Here is an 18,176-nt window from a genome sequence, read left to right on the forward strand (position 1 = left end):
AGCAGCGCCGGTGAAGGGCGTTCTATGCCTTACACATTCAACGCGCAAGTGGAAAATTCAAGAAAGTCGTAAAAAACTTCAATTTCGCTTTTTATATCAATATATCAATAACTTACGAACTATCAATCTCACCGAAAACTGTTAAAAGCATCCTTCAAACCTATCAGGCATACCGCTCAGGTTTCAGTGCGTGTTGGTTCAAACCCTATATATAGTGAGTGCACTACGCCACCTCCACAAGACTGGACCGACTCGATGGGAAGCAGCGATTCATTTCCAATCCCGGAATCGCATCCAGCATCGGCGCCGCCGAGCGCATTGCCCAACTATCCTACAAGGCCTTGCGCATTGGCTATGGATAGGCTCAGGTCTCTCAGAAGTTCAACCGATACGCCTGTGACCGTGATATGACGACTGACACTAAGTTTCCCCTGCTACGAACCGTTGGATTAGACGGTCTGTTGGTGACTTTTGCGCAAACCATGTCCGAGCCATCCAACCGCGCCGCTCTGGCATTTCGCGGCGCGGTCGAAGAACAACAGATCGACGGTGTGCTTGAGACGTCGGCCTCGCTGGCATCTGCATTTATACGGTTCAATCCCTCAAGCCTGTCGCATCACGACATCGAAGAGTTGCTGCGCGCGATGTTGGACAGCCGCGATTGGTACGCCGCACCCTTGCCTGCGGGGCGACGATTCTGGAAAGTACCGACAGTCTACGGTACCGATCTTGCGCCACAGCTAGAAGACGCAGCGCTGGCAGCCGGATTGTCAACTGCAGACGCCATCGATCGTCTCAGCCAATCGCGCGTGCGGGTACTAACCATCGGGTTCGCTCCGGGCCAACCTTATCTTGGGCCACTAGGACCCGAATTCAACATTCCACGCCTGAAAGAGCTGACGCCAATGGTGCCCGAGGGGGCGTTGGTTCTGGCAATTTCGCAATTTGTTCTGTTCTCAGGGCCAACTCCAACCGGATGGCGCCATGTAGGGCAAACCGCTTTCCGTTGCTTTCGCCCGGACATGGAGCAGAGCTTTGCCCTCAACCCCGGTGATGAGATGCAGTTCATCTCTGTCTCGCGCGAGGAACTTGAGGATATCCGGAGAACCTGCACCGATGGTTCTGGCGGTGCGAGTTGCAAGGAGATCACGGCATGACGCTGATCGTCCATCGCATCGGTCCAGCTTGCACGGTTCAGGATCAAGGGCGTACTGGGTATCTGGATCAAGGCCTGTCACGTTCGGGTGCCGCAGATGTAATGGCGCTTTACGAAGGAGCCGCCTTACTGGGTAACGCCCCAGACTGCGCAGCACTGGAAATGGCGGGGATCGGGGGCGAGTTCGAGGCAACCGTGCCAACCGCCATCGCGCTAACCGGCGCACCTATGCAGGCCAGTATCGATGGCAGCCCGGTTCTGTGGAATGCCTCGCACCAGATGGAGGTCGGACAGCGACTGGTTATCGGGTCGGTTCAACAGGGCAGTTATGGGTATCTACACTTGGGCGGCGGGGTCGAGACCGAAATGACACTGGGCTCTCGCGCGGCACATCTGACCGCCAGGATCGGGCGCGCTGTTCGGGCCGGCGATCGACTGCCCGCACCTGGAGCAGGAACGACGGGCCTGAAGTTGCGTGCCGACGATAGATTCTCGGGAGGCTTGCTGCGGGTCGTGGCCAGCTTTCAGACTGCGCTGTTCGATGAAGGTACACTTGCGCGGTTTACACGAACGACTTTCTACCGTGGCGCCCGGGCCAACCGGATGGGCATGCAGCTAGATAGCGAAGGCGACGGCTTCGCTGCCAAAGGCCAGTTAGACATCCTTTCAGAAGTTATAACCCCCGGCGATATACAGATGACCGGTACCGGTGCACCCTTCATCTTACTTCCCGAATGCCAGACCACCGGAGGCTACCCGCGCATCGCAACCGTCCTACCCTGTGATCTGCCCCGCGCGGCACAGACCCCGGCGGGGGGCGAGGTTCGGTTCGAGTTTGTATCGATGGAACAAGCTGTGACACTACAAGCCGCTTTTGACGCCGAACTGGCCCGCATACCGGGGCGCGTCGAACCCTTGGTCCGCGATCCACATGACATCCCGGACCTTCTGTCCTACCAATTGATCAGCGGAATGATCTCCGCCACCGAATAAGGAGTTATCGCGATGCCGAGCGTCGATCTGAATGCAGATATGGGCGAGAGCTTTGGCCCCTGGAACATGGGGGATGATGAAAGTCTGCTGAAGATCATCACTTCGGCCAATATCGCCTGTGGCTTTCACGCCGGTGACCCGGATGTGATGGCCAAGACCATGACTCTGGCGACCGAGAACGGTGTTGGTATTGGCGCGCATCCCGGTTTTCCCGATCTACAGGGGTTCGGGCGTCGAAACATGAAAGTGCCTCATGACAGTTTGCGCAATCTTGTGCGTTATCAACTCGGATCGGCCATCGGTATGGCCAAGGCCGTAGGTACAAAAGTCCGGCACCTCAAATTGCACGGCGCACTGGCCAATATGTGCTCGGCCGATATCGACATGGCGCGCGCCTGTTATCAGGGCGCGCTGGATGTCGACCCCGACATCATCATAATGGTGCTTGCGGTGACCAAGCAGGAAGCAGCTGTGCGCGAGCTAGGTTGCAAATGGGTGGGTGAGATCTTTGCGGATCGCGCCTACAACGACGACGGCACGCTGGTAGACCGATCCTTGCCGGGGGCGGTCATCCATGATCCCGCGATGGCAGGGCCGCGCATACTGAACATGGTGAAAGAAGGTGCGATAATCACCGAATCCGGCAAGCGGCTAGAGACTTCAATTGATACGATATGCCTGCATGGTGATGGCCCGACGGCGGTTCAGATCGCGCACTCCGTGCGCGAGAACCTGATCGCAGGCGGTGTCGAGGTCACAAAGTTCATCCGCTAGTCACAACAACGTAACTTTGGAACCCCATCTCCAAACTGTTGCCCATGCAGGCCTTAGCGCCTAGCATGAGTGGCAAGTGCATGATCTGACTACCACAAATCCAAGCAACGCGCCGCAAGGAGATGAGCCTATGTCTTTCGATCTGATGTCCTACCAGCCAAGGGGCGACAAGAAAAACTCGGACTTCTTCACCGAATATCTGCCCAGGATTTACGAGCGTCGCATCAGCTCGGGCATCGCGGATCAGGTAGGCGCGATGCGCGCGATCGTCATTCAGGTTGAAACCGATGCGCTGTTCGACACGTTGGTCGAACTTTATGTAATGACCCCCTATCGCCATACTGCCAGCTATCTGGGCCAGACGCATAAGTTCGCGGTCATGCACTCACATGCCGATTACCCGGCGCTGATCCTGATGGCTCCGCTCAGTTCGGCGTTCGAAGATTTCATTCCCCGCATCAACAGAATGTACCCGCTGGCGCGCGGCACGCCTCAGACGCGCTACGTGGGTGAGATTTACGGCGCCACCGATTTGAAGAACCTGACGGGAACGCTGGAGGATCAGAATATTCGGTTCGAATATTCCGGGGATACGGAAAACCCATTCTACACGTTGGACGGTTACCGGTTTACGACGCCGTCGGATTTCACGTGCAACCGCGTCGGCTATTCAACGCATGATTTCAACGACACCGACAGTCTGGGGCTTGGCGATCGCGTGATGCTGAGCGATGCGGAACAAGCGCGGCTGGATCAGGCCGCAGCCTTTGGCGCCGACAGCAAAATCTCTCCGCTGATGCTGGGGATCGATCACCTCGCCACGCGGGTTCTCGCTGGAGAGCGCGAGGACGCGATCCTTGAGTTTCTGACCATGGTCCCCTATTATTTCTGGGGGGCGTACAACATCTTTGACATGAACTCGTCAACCAACGTGAACCGTAACGCCAATGTGGATGACGACAAGAAATCCCCCGCCAAGGTCTTCACTGCCAACAACACGCCATCCTTCGTAAATTCCTTCGCCAAACTGCCGATGCCGACCGAGGATTTCGTGCGCAACTTTGGACGCCGCCTGCACCACATGGCAGTCGAGATTCAGGATGGTGATCATGCCGCAGGTGAGAAAAATGTCGATTTCGTAGTGAATACACTCAAAGACAAAGGTGTGCCATTTCTTGCCCATGTGGTGGGCGAGTGCAAAGACGATCCGAATCTTAAACAGATCTTCTCGAAGCACTCGAAACATACATTGCTGATCACTGAGTATATCGAGCGCTGCCATCACTATGATGGCTTCTTTACCAAAGACAATGTTGCTGCCCTGACCGCTGCCGCCGGGCAGGACGAACAGTACCAGCATGGTCACGTTTTCGACTGATCGGATGAAAAAAGGGCTGCGAGATCATCGCAGCCCAGACCCATCCAGGAGAGTATGTCGGGTCTTATGACGGCCCGATCATGAAACATGTGACGTTGCGCGCCTGCAACCGGCGGCAAGCCAGATCGGCCTGTTCGCGGGTCATGCCCTGAAAGGTCGCATCAAACCCGCGCGCGCTTTGGTTCACCTTGCGCAAAGTGCCTTCCAAAGTGGTCATTTCCGACAGCGCGGTTTTCAACAGAACTTTCTCGGCCTCGTATCGCGTGGTGTATCGGCCCACATTGACACCCCACAGGTGACCGCCGGATGTTGACAGGCGGGTAACCACTTCGGGTTCCGGCTCTGGCTGTCTGGCCGGTTCAACCGAGGCCAGAACCACATCCTCAGGCCGCGAAACCGGTCGTGTTGCGCTGTCCGCAGGTGCGATATCCGCTGCAGCGATGGCGGCAGCAATACCGTCTTGAATACGGGAACCATTTTTCTCGGCCGTTTCGGCAACTGCACCTGCAACTTGCACAGCAGAGGCTTCCGTAGGACGCAGTACCGGGCGCAAGCTTTTCTTCGGTGGACCAACCTGAGCGACCTGTACAGCGCCCAAGCCCGCATTACCTGCATAGGATGGGCGGGCTGGCTTGCGGATTGGAGCACGCGAAGGTGCGCGGCGGAAGCCCATATCCAGAAGCTCCGCTACACGCGCATTGCGCGATGCGCCGGACTTGCCGCCGAAGACCGTGGCAATGATGCGTTCATCCTTGCGCTTGGCCGAAGCAACCAGGTTAAATCCGGCCGCGCGAGTATAGCCGGTCTTGATCCCATCTGCACCTTTATAGGCAGCCAGCAGCCGGCGGTTGGTGTTCGGAACGGTCTTGATCCCGGCATGCGTCGATTGGCGCGAGAACAGGTTGTAATACTGCGGGTAATCGTACAGCAAATGACGGCCCAGCGTGGTCATGTCGCGCGCGGTGGACAAGTGACCCGACTCGGTCAGGCCATGAGCGTTCTTAAAAGTCGTCCGGCTCATCCCCATCGCCTTGGCGGTACGGGTCATACGACGGGCAAAGGCCGCCTCGGATCCGCTAAGCGCGATACCAATTGCTGTAGCTGCATCATTGGCCGATTTCACTGCTGCTGCCCGGATCAGATACCGAAACGCGATTCGCTGGCCGGTACGCAACCCCAGCTTGGACGGAGGTTCAGCCGCCGCCTTCTTGGTGATCCGAACCTGAGTGTCCAATGTGATCTCACCATTCCGCACCGCCTCAAACGCGATGTAGAGCGTCATCATCTTGGTCAGCGATGCCGGATGGAGCCGCGTGTCGGCATTGCGGGAATGCAGCACTTCCCCGGTGCGCGCGTCAATAACCATCGCCGCGTAGGGGGCAGCCATGCCCTGAAGTGGCGCAAAAGAAAGCAGCCACAGAAATGCTATAAGGAATAAGCCCATTCGGGCCGGAACTGTCCGCCGAATCTGCACGATCTTTGCCTCTGTCTGCCTCGCGCCGCCGGGTTTTCCCGGTCAGCAATTTTTGTTTTGATATTGGTCAGGCTAACACAGGGACGGGCTTAAAGAAACTGAAAGCTGCGTGTCGTTACACCCACTCCGACCCATCACTGCACTACATGTGGTAGTAGTTGCGCGCCCAGACACCAAACCCGCGATTACGCCAAAAATCAGGCAAGCCAATCCATCGAATTTTTCGCAACTGATGTGAAACGGCAACAGGTCAGGAAATCCGGGCAACCAGAGCCGAGAGATCGCCCAGATCGCGCAACTCACAAAATCTGGGATTGCCGGCCGGAGTTTCAGCCTTCTCAATTTCCCAGACCAGCCCGTGGGGCACATACACGCCCCAGCACCCCGCTTCGATGGGCGCCACCACGTCAGACCGCATCGAGTTTCCGATCATCATCGAGGCCTCGGGACCATCCCCATGCTGCGCGAAAATCGTCGAATAAGTCGCCGCTGTTTTCTCGGACACGATTTCGATCCCGTCAAATAACTCACCCAATCCGGATTGCGCCAGCTTACGCTCCTGATCGATCAGGTCGCCCTTGGTGATCAGCAAAACCCTGTGCGTCTCGGCCACCGACTCGATGGCCTCGCGCGCATGGGGGAGCAGTTCGATGGGATGCGCCAGCATCTCCTGCCCCGCTTCAACAAGTTGGCGGATAACGCGCGCAGGGACGCGATCTTCGGTCACCTCGATCGCTGTCTCGATCATAGACAGGGTAAAACCCTTGATGCCATACCCATAGTGCTGGATGTTCCGCTTTTCAGCGGCAAGAAGACGTTCCATCAGGTGATCGCGCTCGGCGTGATCGGCCAGCAATTCGGCAAAATAGGTCTGCGTCAGTTGAAAAAACCGCTCATTATGCCACAGCGTGTCATCCGCATCGAACGCGATTGTGGTCAATTTGTCCTGCATTGCGATTCCGACTCGTAGCTCTTTTCTCTGACCACAGTGACGTTATATAAGCCCTCAAACAAACCGAAGCTTGAATCGGGATTCTCTTACAGTAATGCGCGAACACCAGTGGATCATGTCGGACAAGGACGACCAGGACGACGACACGTCGGTCATGGTGCAAACGCGTCCCAAGACCAAGCGGCCTCCACTGTATAAGGTGTTGCTGCTGAATGACGATTACACGCCGATGGAGTTTGTGGTGCATGTGCTGGAACGGTTCTTCGGCATGACCCATGCGCAGGCGTTCGAAATCATGCTGACCGTGCACAAGAAAGGCGTCGCAGTGGTTGGCGTGTTCAGCCATGAGATTGCCGAAACCAAGGTCGGGCAAGTGATGGATTTCGCGCGCAGGCATCAGCACCCGCTGCAATGCACCATGGAACGCGAAGAATAACGCGCGGCCATGTCTCCTCGCCTTGAACTTGCCCTAAGCAGCGGGCTCAGCCTGTCACAACCTCTGACCGTGCTGGCCCCAACCCCCAATAACGATCTGTCGGACCTGCCGCACGAGACGCAGGTGGTACAACCCTTCAAACCCTTTCACGATCATTTTGCCGCGCAAGGTTTTGTGGCAACGCCCAACAGTGACGCGCCCAGCCAGGATGCTGTCGTCTTCCTGCCGCGTGCCAAAGCGCTGGCCCGGGCGTTGGTTCATCAGGCTTGCAGCCGCGCCAGCGGGATCATTGTGGTGGACGGGGCCAAAACCGATGGCGTCGACAGTTTGCTGAAAGACATCCGCAAGCGGGTCGCAATCAACGGGCCGATTTCGAAAGCGCATGGCAAGATTTTCTGGTTTCAGTCTGATGCGGACGCGTTTGCCGACTGGGCTGCGCCTGAAAACCAAATGGTCGACGGATTCCACACCGCACCCGGTGTGTTTTCCGCTGACGGTATCGATCCTGCCTCAGCCCTGCTGCAGAGGTCTCTGCCAACCAAGCGCGTTACGCGCATTGCTGATCTGGGCGCAGGCTGGGGCTTTCTGTCCGCCGGGCTGATCGACGACACCTTGCACAGCCTGCATTTGGTTGAGGCGGATCACACCGCACTCACCTGTGCCCGCTCCAACGTCACCGACCCTCGTGCGCAGTTCCACTGGGCCGACGCAACCAATTGGACCGCACCCGAGCCACTGGACATGGTGATCATGAACCCGCCGTTTCACACCTCGCGCAGTGCTGACTCGGCCCTTGGGCAGGGATTCATCGCAAACGCCGCACGAAACCTAACACGCAACGGGCAACTCTGGATGGTTGCCAATCGCCACCTACCCTACGAAGCCACCCTGGCCGAGTTCTTCACGCGCGTTGAAGAAGTCGCAGGAGACAACCGATTCAAGGTATTTCATGCCTCTCGCCCTCGGGGCTGAGGCCCGCTAACCTGCGCCAGAACTCAGGAGGATTCGCATGTCCTTTTCAATCGCGGGCAAGACCGCAATCGTCACCGGCGGTGCCAACGGCATCGGGCTTGCCATCGGGCGGCATTTTGCGGATGCAGGTGCCAATGTCATGTTTGCCGACATGGATGAAAAACGCCTGTCTGAAGAGCTGGGTGAACAGGTGGATGACAGCAATATCCGTTATTTTGCGGGCGATCTGCGCGAAAAGCTAACCATCGCCAACCTACTCTCGGCAACGCTGGATGCTTTCGATCAAGTGGATATCCTGATCAATGGCGCACGGCAGGTCATCCCTTCAGACCCGCTCGACGCGGATGATGACTCGGTCCGTACATTGTTGAACCAGAACCTGATGCCTGCGCTGAGACTGAGCCAACTGATCGCCAAGCGGTTCATCAAACAGGCTGATGGTGACACCGAGAACCCTGCAGGTTCGATCATCAACCTGTCCTCGATTGCTGCGCGCCGAACCCACCCGGACCTGATGGCCTACTCGGTCTCAACAGCCGCGCTGGATCAGATGACCCGTTCGCTTGCTGTAGCATTGGCGCCGAGCCGCATCCGCGTGAACTCAATTGCTCTGGGATCGGTAATGAGCGCCTCGTTGCAATCCACATTGAAGGAAAATCGCGACTTCCGTGATGATATCGAAAAACACACGCCCCTGGCGCGAATTGCAGCACCTAACGAACTGGCCGAAACAGCGCAGTTCCTTGCATCGGATGCCGCGGGTTTCATGACAGGGCAAATCCTGACCATTGACGGCGGCCGCACCCTGCTAGACCCGGTCGCGGCACCAGCTCATTGACATCGATGTTTGACACAGAAAAAAACACCGCCTCCGCATGGTTTCGCCAATTGCGCGATGAGATCATCATGGCGTTCGAAGCGCTTGAGGAAAGCCACGCCGCTGGCCCATTCTCAGACAATCAACCGGGCCGTTTTGAAGTGAAAGAAACCACCCGCCAATCCGACGATGGCTCGGACGCTGGTGGCGGCTTGATGTCCGTTATCCGCGGCGGTCGCGTGTTCGAAAAAGTGGGCGTTAATGTTTCAACCGTTTACGGCACACTAGGCGAACGCGCGCAGAATGCGATGGCTGCGCGCAAGGGCATTCCCGGAATGAAAGATGACCCGCGTTTCTGGGCGTCTGGCATCAGCCTGGTGGCACATATGCAGAACCCGCATGTGCCTGCGGTTCACATGAACACACGAATGTTTTGGACACCGCATGCCTGGTGGTTCGGTGGCGGGTCCGACCTGAACCCTTGCATCGAATATGACGAGGACACCTCTCATTTCCACGCCACTCAAAAGGCTCATTTGGATCCGCATGGTGCGGCGCATTATCCACGCCTCAAAGATTGGGCCGATGAATATTTCTACATCCCCCACCGCAAACGCGCACGAGGTGTTGGTGGGATATTCATGGATGACTATTGTACTGGCGACTGGCAGGCAGATTTCTCCCTGACCCAGGATATTGGCCGCGCATTCCTTCCAGCGTTCTTTCCTCTGGTCGAGAAGCGTCGAATTCTGAGTTTCAATGACACGGACAAGACTACGCAGCTTGTACATCGTGGCCTCTATGCGGAATACAATCTGGTTTACGACCGTGGCACCAAGTTTGGTCTGGAAACCGGGCATGATCCCGATGCCGTTCTCATGAGCCTGCCGCCGCTGGCGAAATGGATCTGATGGTCAGAAACCAAAATCTATGAAATTGTCATAACAATATCCCTGAGCCGACCCTGCCGTCATATTTGCTCCTACGGTTTTGACCGTGACGGAATATGTTGTGACATCTTCAGCCCCTTCAGGCGGTGACAGAGAAAATTGCACCGTACGGGCACCTCTCTCATAGGGTTTCGAGATATAGATACGTTGGGTCGCCGATGTCCGTAGCGTCCTGATCGCAAAATCACCGATCCCGCACCAATAGGCCACCGGCGCTGATGTACCGATCGCAGCCACCTCGTAGGTGCCATCATTCAATGGCGTGACTGTTGTTCGAAATGCGGGCCGCACACCTACGCCGAAGCCAACGGCTTGTGAAAGTGTGGGGGACACCAAAGCAGCCACCAGGCATGCAAGCTTCAGAATTCGCATATCCAATACCTCATTCGATAACTTCGATCGACGCCGTCAAAGCGTGAATTCAATCAATAACATACCATGACAGCATTCTTGCTTCTGGTACAATGTCGAATTCGTGCGCTCTTGGTTACCCACCATGAATATCCTTTCATTGAATATGATCCGCGCTATGATCTGAGGAACCGTAGTTTCCAGAGTGACCCGTGCAGACGTCATTTCCAAAAGACTGGTTCGACATTTCACCTGAAAAATACGCCGATTTCGGTGCAGTGTTTTATCTCGCGGCACTGACCAAAACACATCGGGATCGCAACTTAGGTCAGGCGCTTTATGCCTTTGAAACGCCCTTGCGTCTGGGGCAGTATCATATCTTTCGGCAAAACGGATTTCCGCGCGGGTTTGTGACTTTCGCCGGTCTAAGCCCTGAAGCCGAACATCGCTATGCGGTACAGGAACAGCCGTTGAATGACACCGATTTCACCAGCGGTACGTCTTTCTGGATCATCGACATGGTCGCTCCGTTTGGTCAGACCAACCAAATTGTCGAGATGCTAAAACGCGAGATCCCACATCCCCGGGTGCGCACTAACCGGATGGACAGCGACCTGACCCGAAACCGAATCGTCGAATGGACCCGTGACCAGAACGCTGAGGTGCACATGCGCCTTTACAGAAAAAATGAATTCGCGCGAGTGCTAGAGCAGGAGGGATCATAACATGGTCTCGATAGTCGGCGATACAACAGGTTCGGTGACAGATGATCCACCGAATGTGGCAACCGGTGATCTTGATATTACCAGCGGTGCCACCATCGTCTCGCAGGACTGGTCAATCCAGACGCCGCCCGATCACGGGACAGCCAGCATAGATCCAGCTACAGGCGAATGGACCTATACGGTCGACCCTACCTTTTTCGACAGTTTGGATAATGGCGAAATCGTCACCGATACGTTCACGGTTGAAGTCAACGCCGTCGTCAGCGTCTTCGGCTTTAATTTTAATGCAGCTCCGGAAACAACCGATGTCACCATCACAATTGAAGGTGTGTGTTTTACTGCAGGCACGTTGATCGAGACCGAAGTCGGTTCGCAACCGATCGAAACTCTTCAGGTGAATGACGAAGTGTTGACCGCCGATCACGGCTTGCAGCCCATCCGCTGGATCGAAAGCAGCCGATTGGACCATGGGCGATTACGTGCGAACCCTTCAATGCGACCGGTGCGGCTTACTGCAGGCAGTCTTGGGCCAGATATTCCATCCCGTGATCTTCTGGTCTCTCAACAGCATCGAATTCTGATAAGTGGTCCCAAGGTCCAGATGCTATTTGGTGCGCCCGAAGTATTGGTCGCCGCAAAACACCTTTGCTCCTGGCCGGGCATCGATATCGAAACAAGCGACCAGCCTGTCGAGTATTTGCATATCCTTTTGGACAGGCACGAGATTCTAACCGCCGAAGGGGCGCCAGCTGAAAGCCTATTTCTGGGTGAAGAAACTCTTTACACGCTTTCGTCTGACGCATTGCAAGAACTCGTCGAGATTTTCCCCGACCGCGCGACAGACGAACACAACGGATTCGGAAATGCCGCGCGCCTTATTCTGCGCGAGCATGAGGCACGCGCGCTTGCCTAATCCTTAGACGACCCGCCCACCAACATCCTGTGGGGCCAGCGCGACAGTCTTGATCACCGCATAACAACTGCTGCCCTGCTGCAACCCCAAGGCCGCGACTGAGCGCCGGGTCACGCGGGCTAGAACAATCCCAGCAGGTGTGTTGACCGACACAATGGCACCAGGCCCTTCGCCTGGCCGTATCTTTTCGACCTGCCCCGAAAGCACGTTCAGCGCTGACAGCCCTTCTGGCGGTCTGTTCGACAAGATCACCTCTTGCGCAGGGATACGGATACGCAGGTCTTCGCCGATACGGTGCGCAATGCGCGGCAGGAACAACCGCGCCCCGCCTGCGTCCAATTCAGATAAACCATCATTGTGATGAGCCGCCACGCGAACGCTTAGCACCGCACCCACGGCGCGCACACCGGCGGGGGCAACTGACGGGTCGGCCAGCACTTCGGATGCAGGGCCAAAGCGTACCACCTGCCCATCCTGAAGCGCCACGACCGACGTCGCCAACCGCGCAACCTCGGCTGCCGAATGTGTTACATAAAGGATTGGAACCGAGACCTCATCCCTTAACCGCTCAAAATAGGGCAGGATTTCCGCCTTCCTCGCATCGTCAAGTGCCGCCAAGGGCTCGTCTGCAAGAATCAGGCGCGGGCTGGCCAACAAGGCGCGGCCAATGGCAACGCGCTGTTTCTCACCGCCCGACAGCATAGCCGGGCGCCGATCCAGCAGGTGGCCGATGCCCAACATCTCGATCACGCGATCCGGGTTTTCGCGCTGTACTTCGCGCGGGGCAAACCAACGACCATAGTTCAGATTCTGACGCACAGTCAGATGCGGGAACAATCGGCCTTCCTGAAAGATGTATCCCAATCGCCGCCGATGTGGCGGCAGCCAAACCCCGCAATCCGTGTCGAACAAAACCCAATCACCCACTGCAACACGTCCCGCTTGGGGACGCAGCAACCCGGCTACGGCATTGACCACCGTGGTCTTCCCGGAACCCGAGCGCCCAAAAAGGACTGTGACACCCGGAGGCGCTTCAAAATCCAAATCGAGCGCAATAGCCGGCAGATTATGTTGCATGCGAACAGACAGACTCATGACCCTGCCACCCGTTTGGCCACACGGCGGCCCACATATTCTGACAAGAGCAGCGCCCCCATGGCGACTATGATCGAGATGATCACCAATCGCGTCGCCGCCGCCTCACCCCCGGGCACCTGCAAAAACGCATAGACGGCGGAAGGCAGAGTCTGGGTCTGGCCCGGTATATTTGAAACAAAAGTGATCGTGGCCCCGAACTCTCCCATCGCTTTGGCAAAGGCCAGTATTGCGCCTGCGATAACCCCAGGCAGGATCATCGGCAGCGTCACCGTTCCAAAGACCATCAGACGCGACGCACCCAACGTAGCCCCGGCCTGCTCCAGTTTGGGATCCACCGCCTCAATCGACAAACGGATCGCGCGCACCATCAGTGGAAAGGCCATGATCCCAGCTGCAAGCGCCGCACCGGTCCAGCGGAACGCGAAAACGATACCAAGCTCGGCCAACGGCCCACCCAGCGGCCCCTGAATGCCGAATGTCAGCAGCAACAGATAGCCGGTTACGACCGGAGGTAGGATCAGCGGCAAATGCACCAGACCATTCAACACTTGCCGCCCCGGAAAGCGCCAACGCGCCAAGGCGTAGGCCACGAAGATTCCGAATGGCAGCGTTATTAGCGTCGCCCAGAGCGACACGCGCAACGACAGGTGCAACGCCTCGATCTCTGCTGGTCCCAACCACCCCATCTCGTCACCCGTCCGGCAGGGTGAAACCCTGCCTCAGAAACTCTGCCTGCGCGGTTTCTCCTTGCAGATAGGTCAGAAATGCCTGCGCATCTGGATTTGCGGTGCGGGTCAGGGCTGCAGGGTAGACAATTGTCGGATAATGCTCAGGCGGGATTGTTCCGATCACACCCACCCGATCCTCGGCAATTGCATCTGAACGATACACAATTCCCAGCGGTGCAGCACCCGTCGCCACCAGCGCCAGTGCTGCGCGAACATTATCTGTCTGTGCGATCTGGTACTGTACTTCGTTCCACATGCCCAAACCCTGCAAGGCAGCCTTGCCATAGATACCTGCAGGAACGGCATCGACCAATGCCAACGCCAGATAACCCCCATCCAACTGGGAGAGCAGATCAAACCCAGCTCCAATTTCGGCGGTTTCCGAACTCGGCGTGCCAATCAGCACCAACCCGTTGCTTAGCAAGTCCACCCGCGAAGCAGTATCGATCAAATCTTCGCTTTGCAGCACATCCATCCACTCTTCATTGGCCGATATGAACAGATCTGCAGGGGCCCCAACCTGAATCTGCCGCGCCAATACCGATGAAGCGGCGTAAGACACTGTGACATTGTACCCGGTTTCTTCCTCAAACCCGGGTGCGATGGCATCCAGTGCGGTCTTGAGGCTGGCCGCGGCAAAGACCAGCACCCCCTCGGCCCGAACCGGAGCTGCGATCAGCGTGCATAACGCCAGAGCCGCAATCAGACAGCGCATCTTGTGCCTCCGGTTCAAAGGGTTGCAGTCTCTCTGGGCATATCGGAGGCGACACGGGGCAGGCAAGGCCCTTTCCCGGCGCAAGGAGACATCTGGTTCTACTACGACACGCGTTTCTGTCGCAATTGGGATTGAACCCGGCAGGCATTCAGGCTGATGTGAGCCAAACCAAGACAGGAACCGTTGAACATGCTGCACCAGACTCCCGGACTGATTGAAGAAATCCGCTCACGCTTTGCCCATGTCGACGCCTGCCCGTTTCAGGGGCCACGCATTTTCTTTGAAAATGCAGGCGGTGCACTGACCCTGAATACGGTGATCGACACCTCGGCCAAATTCGCTGCGATCCCGGATAATCAGGGGCGGGACAACGTCGCCAGTCATGCGCTGGTCGATATCATCAACCGCGCGAAGGCAGATTTATCTGTCTTCATGAACGCCTCGGAAGGTCAGTTCTTTGTCGGCGAAAGCGGGACAGAGCTGCTGTTCCGCATGATCCGCACGGCCTGCGTGAATGCACCGAAGGGGGGTAAGGTGATCGGCAGCTCCATCGAACACCCCGCAAGTCGCAGCGCCGCACGCAGATGGGCTGAAATCGCCAGCCTTGACTATGTCAATGTGCCCCATGACGACGCAACGGGCCTTGTCACCGCCGAAGACTATGCTGCGCTGATGACCCCGGATGTGGCCGTCGCCACGATCCTGCACGCCTCGCCTGTAACGGGCATGGGGATGGATGTGGCTGCCATAGCGCGTGTCATCCGCGCTGTCGCACCCGATTGCTTCATAATCGTCGACGGCATTCAGCACGCAGCCCATGGCCAGATGGATATCGATAGCTACGACGTCGATGGCTATGCGATCTCGCCTTACAAAGTGTTCTCACGTCACGGTTATGGCATCGCCTGGATCTCGAACCGCTTAACCGCCCTGCCACACGACCAGCTGATCGACGCCCCAGCAAACGGATGGGAATTTGGCACTAGAGACACCGGCTCATACGCCGCGATGACCGACGTGGTCGGCTATTTCGACTGGCTCGGCGGACAGGTCTCGGAGGAAACCGATCGCAGGGACCGCATCCGGGCCGCCGGCCATGCGATACACGCCTACGAAACACACCTGACCAATGCTATGATCAAAGGTACAGGCAACCTGCCCGGTCTGAGCGATATGGACCACATCACGATCCTGGCTGGTGCCGATAATCCCGCGCGCGAAGGTCTGGTCTCGATCACTGTCGAGGGTTTTCCGTCGGCGGATGTGGTGACCCGGCTGAACCAACAAGGCATCCGTACCCATACCCGAAAAGCGGACCACTACAGCGGCAATGTGCTGATACCTTTAGGCCTGAACGACTGTATCCGCATCTCGCTGTGCCACTACAACACCGAACATGAGGTCGCGCAGCTCTTGGCCGCTCTCAAGGACATGAAACTCTGATCTGTAGCGCGATACAAATTTGCAGAAGAAATTGTGCCCTACCCTCTTGCGCCCGCGCACGGGCTTAGCTACATGAGCCCTCACGGGTGATTAGCTCAGTTGGTAGAGCGCTTCGTTTACACCGAAGATGTCGGGAGTTCGAGTCTCTCATCACCCACCATCCTTTCCCCACAATGTACCAAGAATTTTGTTGGCTCGCTCCGGCTTGCTGTCCTGCGCGTGAAGCTGTCTTCTCTGCGCCTTTACCACCTTTGATGGGAAAAGAATTCTCCAAGAGAGCTGATTTGGGCCCTGGAAAAATACACGGGCGGATCAACGCGAATAGAACCCATCACGAAGTTCTTGCCTCAAGCGCAGACGCTCGGGGTATTCTTGCAGGAATTGCTCAGGCGGTTTGCCTTCCCAAACTTGCGCATAAACTCGCATCTTGTTGCCACCATAAATCTTTGCAAGGTCCTCGTTTGAGTAGCCTCGCGCCCAAAGGTCATCGGTAATCGCTGCAAGGATTTTGGCAAGTTCTCCGTTACCGGTGGCTCCTTTGTTGAACGCGTCGATCATGTAGCCGCCATCATCGTACATGCTCGCGTTTGCAGTTGCGAATTGTACAACAAGCTCGGTCGAAAACATGTCGTCCGTTGCGATCCCGACATGGTCGATCCCGACAAGTTGGACATAGTAGTCGATCATATCAGCAGCCTGCTTGGGCGAGATATCCTCGGGCCAAACACCGTCCATCATCCATTCGGTGAAGGTCGGAGAAATATAACCACCTGATTGGGCCGCGCGTAGCGCTTCGTCGTCCGGAATGGCTCGATAGCATCCACGTGGCGTGGCGTTAGGTTCGTTCGCATAAAGCCCAGCTGGGACAGAGTGCGTATAGACATAAGGCACGCCAGGATAGGTCTCATCCATATAGTTCATGGCGTCGTTGGCCGTTTTTGAACCCGTGTGGCTTAGGTCGAGCAGGATACCGAACCGTACCATTTCATCGATGACCGACTTCCCCCAAGGCGTCAGACCAATGTCGCGCCCGTTATAGGCCGCCAACTGCCCCGATCCGGTTCGGAAAATGTCATTGTAAGCCAGGATCATACTTTTGATCCCCATATCCTTTAGCAATGCCATTTTCTTAAGATCACCGTTCAGGATTGTGGCGGTTTGGCTGTTCCAGATGACGGCCGTCTTACCTTGTAAATGGGCGGCTTCGATATCTCGGGTTTCATTGACGATCAGGTAGTTTTCCGGTTGCTGCGCCATTGCCGAGCGAAAGTGATAATGCTGTTCAAGCAGGGTTTCAAAGGTCATATCTGCTGCCGCGAGCGTCATTTCGTGCCCCGTAATGCCGTTGTCCCGAGCACGCGCGAAGTAAGTATGAAGCTGGTCGTAGTCGGTCCAACCAGTGCCGTAGGGGCTGGCCAACATGCCGAGGACGATTGTGTCTTGCACGAATTGCTTCGCCTCTTCTGACGCATCCCATGTCTTGCTTTCTTCGCTCGCGTGCAGTGCGCCACTAAAAGTGATCGCGATAGCGCTTACGGCCAACAGGGTCTTCATGACAGAACCTCCCTAACTGTTTTGTTATTAGCGCCACATTCGAACCCGTCAGAAAACGATCCGGGTTCTTAGACCGAACAGCGTAATGCTATCCTGGGTGGGGTTCAGCAGCGGGTCAGAAATGAACTGCAGTGATGGCGTGATCTGCAGTCCGGGCGAGATTGAAAACCGGTAGAATGCTTCCAGAGTGAATTGATCACCGTCTATGCCTCTTGCCTCGGCCCAGTTCAGGCCCAGCCCGGCCAGATCGGTATTGCGACCGTAATATCCCAGACCCGCAGAAACCGACCGATCGTAAAGCGCCGCTGTCCCTTTTGAGGCCCCTGCCCGAAAGAATGGCATCCATGTATTGCCAACAAACCAAGCCGCTGAGAACGCGGCCCCATAATCTTCAGGGCGGCTGCCATCGTCGGCTGCATCCGCATGCCAAAGGGTCAGGTGGATATTGTCGAAGTAAATGCGATCAAAGCCAGAGGTGTAACCAAGTTCGAGTGACTTGAAGAGATTGCCATCGCTAAACACATCAAAGTTTGGATCAGACGGGTCGGCGTTTGCATCTGAGACGCTCGCAACAGCGTAGAAGTTTTCGCTCAGCTTTACCCCACCGGCGATGCCAAGGCCTTGATTGGGCGTGTTAATAGTTGGGTTGGTATTGAAAGACAGGTTTTGGAAACCACTGTAGGGGCTTACCAACCCGTAGATATCCACAAAGTCCGTTACATCAATCTGGCCGACTTGCAGCGCCCA

The 18,176-nt window shown here is 56.5% G+C and carries 19 protein-coding genes and 1 tRNA gene; 12 read left to right on the forward strand and 8 right to left on the reverse strand.

Going from position 1 to position 18,176, the window contains the following annotated elements:
• Positions 1-407 precede the first annotated feature (407 nt).
• The 4 genes from AC2FI7_RS22375 (at position 408) to AC2FI7_RS22390 (ending at position 4,301) form a co-directional block, all read left to right on the forward strand.
• Complete coding sequence (locus AC2FI7_RS22375; protein ID WP_010442428.1) at positions 408-1,157, forward strand: 5-oxoprolinase subunit B family protein; 750 nt, start codon at positions 408-410, stop codon at positions 1,155-1,157.
• Positions 1,154-2,149 carry a 5-oxoprolinase subunit C family protein gene (locus AC2FI7_RS22380; RefSeq protein ID WP_010442429.1) on the forward strand — a complete coding sequence of 332 codons (996 nt, stop codon included), beginning with the start codon at positions 1,154-1,156 and terminating at the stop codon, positions 2,147-2,149. The genes AC2FI7_RS22375 and AC2FI7_RS22380 overlap by 4 nt, the downstream gene beginning before the upstream one ends.
• 12 nt (positions 2,150-2,161) lie before the next feature.
• Positions 2,162-2,923: a LamB/YcsF family protein gene (locus tag AC2FI7_RS22385; protein ID WP_010442430.1), complete on the forward strand. Its 762-nt coding sequence runs from the start codon at positions 2,162-2,164 to the stop codon at positions 2,921-2,923.
• Positions 2,924-3,053: 130 nt separating this feature from the next.
• Positions 3,054-4,301 carry a hypothetical protein gene (locus AC2FI7_RS22390; protein WP_010442431.1) on the forward strand — a complete coding sequence of 416 codons (1,248 nt, stop codon included), beginning with the start codon at positions 3,054-3,056 and terminating at the stop codon, positions 4,299-4,301.
• 64 nt (positions 4,302-4,365) lie between these two features.
• On the opposite strand, the gene AC2FI7_RS22395 is transcribed toward AC2FI7_RS22390, so the two are convergent.
• Both AC2FI7_RS22395 and AC2FI7_RS22400 read right to left on the reverse strand, forming a co-directional pair.
• Positions 4,366-5,745: a D-alanyl-D-alanine carboxypeptidase family protein gene (locus AC2FI7_RS22395; RefSeq protein WP_010442432.1), complete on the reverse strand. Its 1,380-nt coding sequence runs from the start codon at positions 5,743-5,745 to the stop codon at positions 4,366-4,368.
• A gap of 280 nt (positions 5,746-6,025) precedes the next feature.
• Positions 6,026-6,727 carry an HAD family hydrolase gene (locus tag AC2FI7_RS22400; protein WP_010442433.1) on the reverse strand — a complete coding sequence of 234 codons (702 nt, stop codon included), beginning with the start codon at positions 6,725-6,727 and terminating at the stop codon, positions 6,026-6,028.
• A gap of 94 nt (positions 6,728-6,821) precedes the next feature.
• Here AC2FI7_RS22400 and clpS point away from each other — a divergent pair, with 94 nt between their 5' ends.
• From clpS to hemF, 4 genes are read left to right on the forward strand one after another with little or no spacing between them, the layout of a single operon-like run.
• A complete protein-coding gene (gene clpS / locus AC2FI7_RS22405; RefSeq protein WP_010442434.1) occupies positions 6,822-7,163 on the forward strand; it encodes an ATP-dependent Clp protease adapter ClpS in 342 nt (113 codons plus the stop codon).
• A gap of 9 nt (positions 7,164-7,172) precedes the next feature.
• A complete protein-coding gene (locus AC2FI7_RS22410; protein ID WP_010442435.1) occupies positions 7,173-8,135 on the forward strand; it encodes a class I SAM-dependent methyltransferase in 963 nt (320 codons plus the stop codon).
• Positions 8,136-8,172: 37 nt separating this feature from the next.
• Positions 8,173-8,973, forward strand: coding sequence for an SDR family NAD(P)-dependent oxidoreductase (locus AC2FI7_RS22415; RefSeq protein ID WP_010442436.1), 801 nt, complete (start codon positions 8,173-8,175; stop codon positions 8,971-8,973).
• A gap of 5 nt (positions 8,974-8,978) precedes the next feature.
• Positions 8,979-9,863, forward strand: coding sequence for an oxygen-dependent coproporphyrinogen oxidase (gene hemF, locus AC2FI7_RS22420; protein WP_010442437.1), 885 nt, complete (start codon positions 8,979-8,981; stop codon positions 9,861-9,863).
• Positions 9,864-9,866: 3 nt separating this feature from the next.
• Here hemF and AC2FI7_RS22425 read toward each other — a convergent pair whose 3' ends face one another.
• Positions 9,867-10,274, reverse strand: coding sequence for a hypothetical protein (locus tag AC2FI7_RS22425; RefSeq protein WP_010442438.1), 408 nt, complete (start codon positions 10,272-10,274; stop codon positions 9,867-9,869).
• 191 nt (positions 10,275-10,465) lie between these two features.
• Here AC2FI7_RS22425 and AC2FI7_RS22430 point away from each other — a divergent pair, with 191 nt between their 5' ends.
• Together AC2FI7_RS22430 and AC2FI7_RS22435 are read left to right on the forward strand one after the other, a co-directional pair.
• Positions 10,466-10,978 (forward strand): toxin-activating lysine-acyltransferase, encoded by a 513-nt coding sequence (locus AC2FI7_RS22430; protein ID WP_480456266.1) that lies wholly within the window; start codon positions 10,466-10,468, stop codon positions 10,976-10,978.
• Between the two features lies 1 nt (position 10,979).
• Entirely contained in the window at positions 10,980-11,891 is a 912-nt protein-coding gene (locus tag AC2FI7_RS22435) for a Hint domain-containing protein (RefSeq protein ID WP_010442440.1), read from the forward strand.
• Between the two features lie 3 nt (positions 11,892-11,894).
• On the opposite strand, the gene modC is transcribed toward AC2FI7_RS22435, so the two are convergent.
• Genes modC through modA form a run of 3 tightly spaced genes read right to left on the reverse strand, consistent with a single transcriptional unit; the run spans position 11,895 to position 14,432 of the window.
• Positions 11,895-12,986, reverse strand: coding sequence for a molybdenum ABC transporter ATP-binding protein (gene modC / locus AC2FI7_RS22440; RefSeq protein ID WP_010442441.1), 1,092 nt, complete (start codon positions 12,984-12,986; stop codon positions 11,895-11,897).
• Positions 12,983-13,675: a molybdate ABC transporter permease subunit gene (gene modB / locus AC2FI7_RS22445; protein WP_010442442.1), complete on the reverse strand. Its 693-nt coding sequence runs from the start codon at positions 13,673-13,675 to the stop codon at positions 12,983-12,985. Before modB ends, modC begins: the two co-directional genes overlap by 4 nt.
• 4 nt (positions 13,676-13,679) lie before the next feature.
• Positions 13,680-14,432, reverse strand: a complete 753-nt coding sequence (gene modA, locus AC2FI7_RS22450) for a molybdate ABC transporter substrate-binding protein (RefSeq protein WP_010442443.1) — start codon at positions 14,430-14,432, stop codon at positions 13,680-13,682.
• A 189-nt stretch (positions 14,433-14,621) separates the two neighbouring features.
• On the opposite strand from modA, the gene AC2FI7_RS22455 reads away from it, so the two are divergent.
• Positions 14,622-15,875: an aminotransferase class V-fold PLP-dependent enzyme gene (locus tag AC2FI7_RS22455; RefSeq protein ID WP_010442444.1), complete on the forward strand. Its 1,254-nt coding sequence runs from the start codon at positions 14,622-14,624 to the stop codon at positions 15,873-15,875.
• Between the two features lie 84 nt (positions 15,876-15,959).
• Positions 15,960-16,035 (forward strand) — tRNA-Val (locus AC2FI7_RS22460).
• Between the two features lie 152 nt (positions 16,036-16,187).
• Here the strand turns inward: AC2FI7_RS22460 and AC2FI7_RS22465 are convergent.
• Positions 16,188-17,429, reverse strand: coding sequence for a membrane dipeptidase (locus AC2FI7_RS22465; RefSeq protein WP_010442445.1), 1,242 nt, complete (start codon positions 17,427-17,429; stop codon positions 16,188-16,190).
• A gap of 48 nt (positions 17,430-17,477) precedes the next feature.
• Positions 17,478-18,176 (reverse strand): carbohydrate porin (locus AC2FI7_RS22470; protein ID WP_496833700.1); only part of this gene is annotated, 699 nt, incomplete at its 5' end.

It is taken from the genome of Ruegeria sp. YTSA064 (genome assembly GCF_059610325.1).

Excerpts from the sequence above, each read along its gene's own strand:
- AC2FI7_RS22375 (WP_010442428.1), top strand. The coding sequence starts at position 408 with ATGACGACTGACACTAAGTTTCCCCTGCTACGAACCGTTGGATTAGAC.
- AC2FI7_RS22380 (WP_010442429.1), top strand. The coding sequence starts at position 1,154 with ATGACGCTGATCGTCCATCGCATCGGTCCAGCTTGCACGGTTCAGGAT.
- AC2FI7_RS22385 (WP_010442430.1), top strand. The coding sequence starts at position 2,162 with ATGCCGAGCGTCGATCTGAATGCAGATATGGGCGAGAGCTTTGGCCCC.
- AC2FI7_RS22390 (WP_010442431.1), top strand. The coding sequence starts at position 3,054 with ATGTCTTTCGATCTGATGTCCTACCAGCCAAGGGGCGACAAGAAAAAC.
- AC2FI7_RS22395 (WP_010442432.1), bottom strand. The coding sequence starts at position 5,745 with ATGGGCTTATTCCTTATAGCATTTCTGTGGCTGCTTTCTTTTGCGCCA.
- AC2FI7_RS22400 (WP_010442433.1), bottom strand. The coding sequence starts at position 6,727 with ATGCAGGACAAATTGACCACAATCGCGTTCGATGCGGATGACACGCTG.
- clpS (WP_010442434.1), top strand. The coding sequence starts at position 6,822 with ATGCGCGAACACCAGTGGATCATGTCGGACAAGGACGACCAGGACGAC.
- AC2FI7_RS22410 (WP_010442435.1), top strand. The coding sequence starts at position 7,173 with ATGTCTCCTCGCCTTGAACTTGCCCTAAGCAGCGGGCTCAGCCTGTCA.
- AC2FI7_RS22415 (WP_010442436.1), top strand. The coding sequence starts at position 8,173 with ATGTCCTTTTCAATCGCGGGCAAGACCGCAATCGTCACCGGCGGTGCC.
- hemF (WP_010442437.1), top strand. The coding sequence starts at position 8,979 with ATGTTTGACACAGAAAAAAACACCGCCTCCGCATGGTTTCGCCAATTG.
- AC2FI7_RS22425 (WP_010442438.1), bottom strand. The coding sequence starts at position 10,274 with ATGCGAATTCTGAAGCTTGCATGCCTGGTGGCTGCTTTGGTGTCCCCC.
- AC2FI7_RS22435 (WP_010442440.1), top strand. The coding sequence starts at position 10,980 with ATGGTCTCGATAGTCGGCGATACAACAGGTTCGGTGACAGATGATCCA.
- modC (WP_010442441.1), bottom strand. The coding sequence starts at position 12,986 with ATGAGTCTGTCTGTTCGCATGCAACATAATCTGCCGGCTATTGCGCTC.
- modB (WP_010442442.1), bottom strand. The coding sequence starts at position 13,675 with ATGGGGTGGTTGGGACCAGCAGAGATCGAGGCGTTGCACCTGTCGTTG.
- modA (WP_010442443.1), bottom strand. The coding sequence starts at position 14,432 with ATGCGCTGTCTGATTGCGGCTCTGGCGTTATGCACGCTGATCGCAGCT.
- AC2FI7_RS22455 (WP_010442444.1), top strand. The coding sequence starts at position 14,622 with ATGCTGCACCAGACTCCCGGACTGATTGAAGAAATCCGCTCACGCTTT.
- AC2FI7_RS22465 (WP_010442445.1), bottom strand. The coding sequence starts at position 17,429 with ATGAAGACCCTGTTGGCCGTAAGCGCTATCGCGATCACTTTTAGTGGC.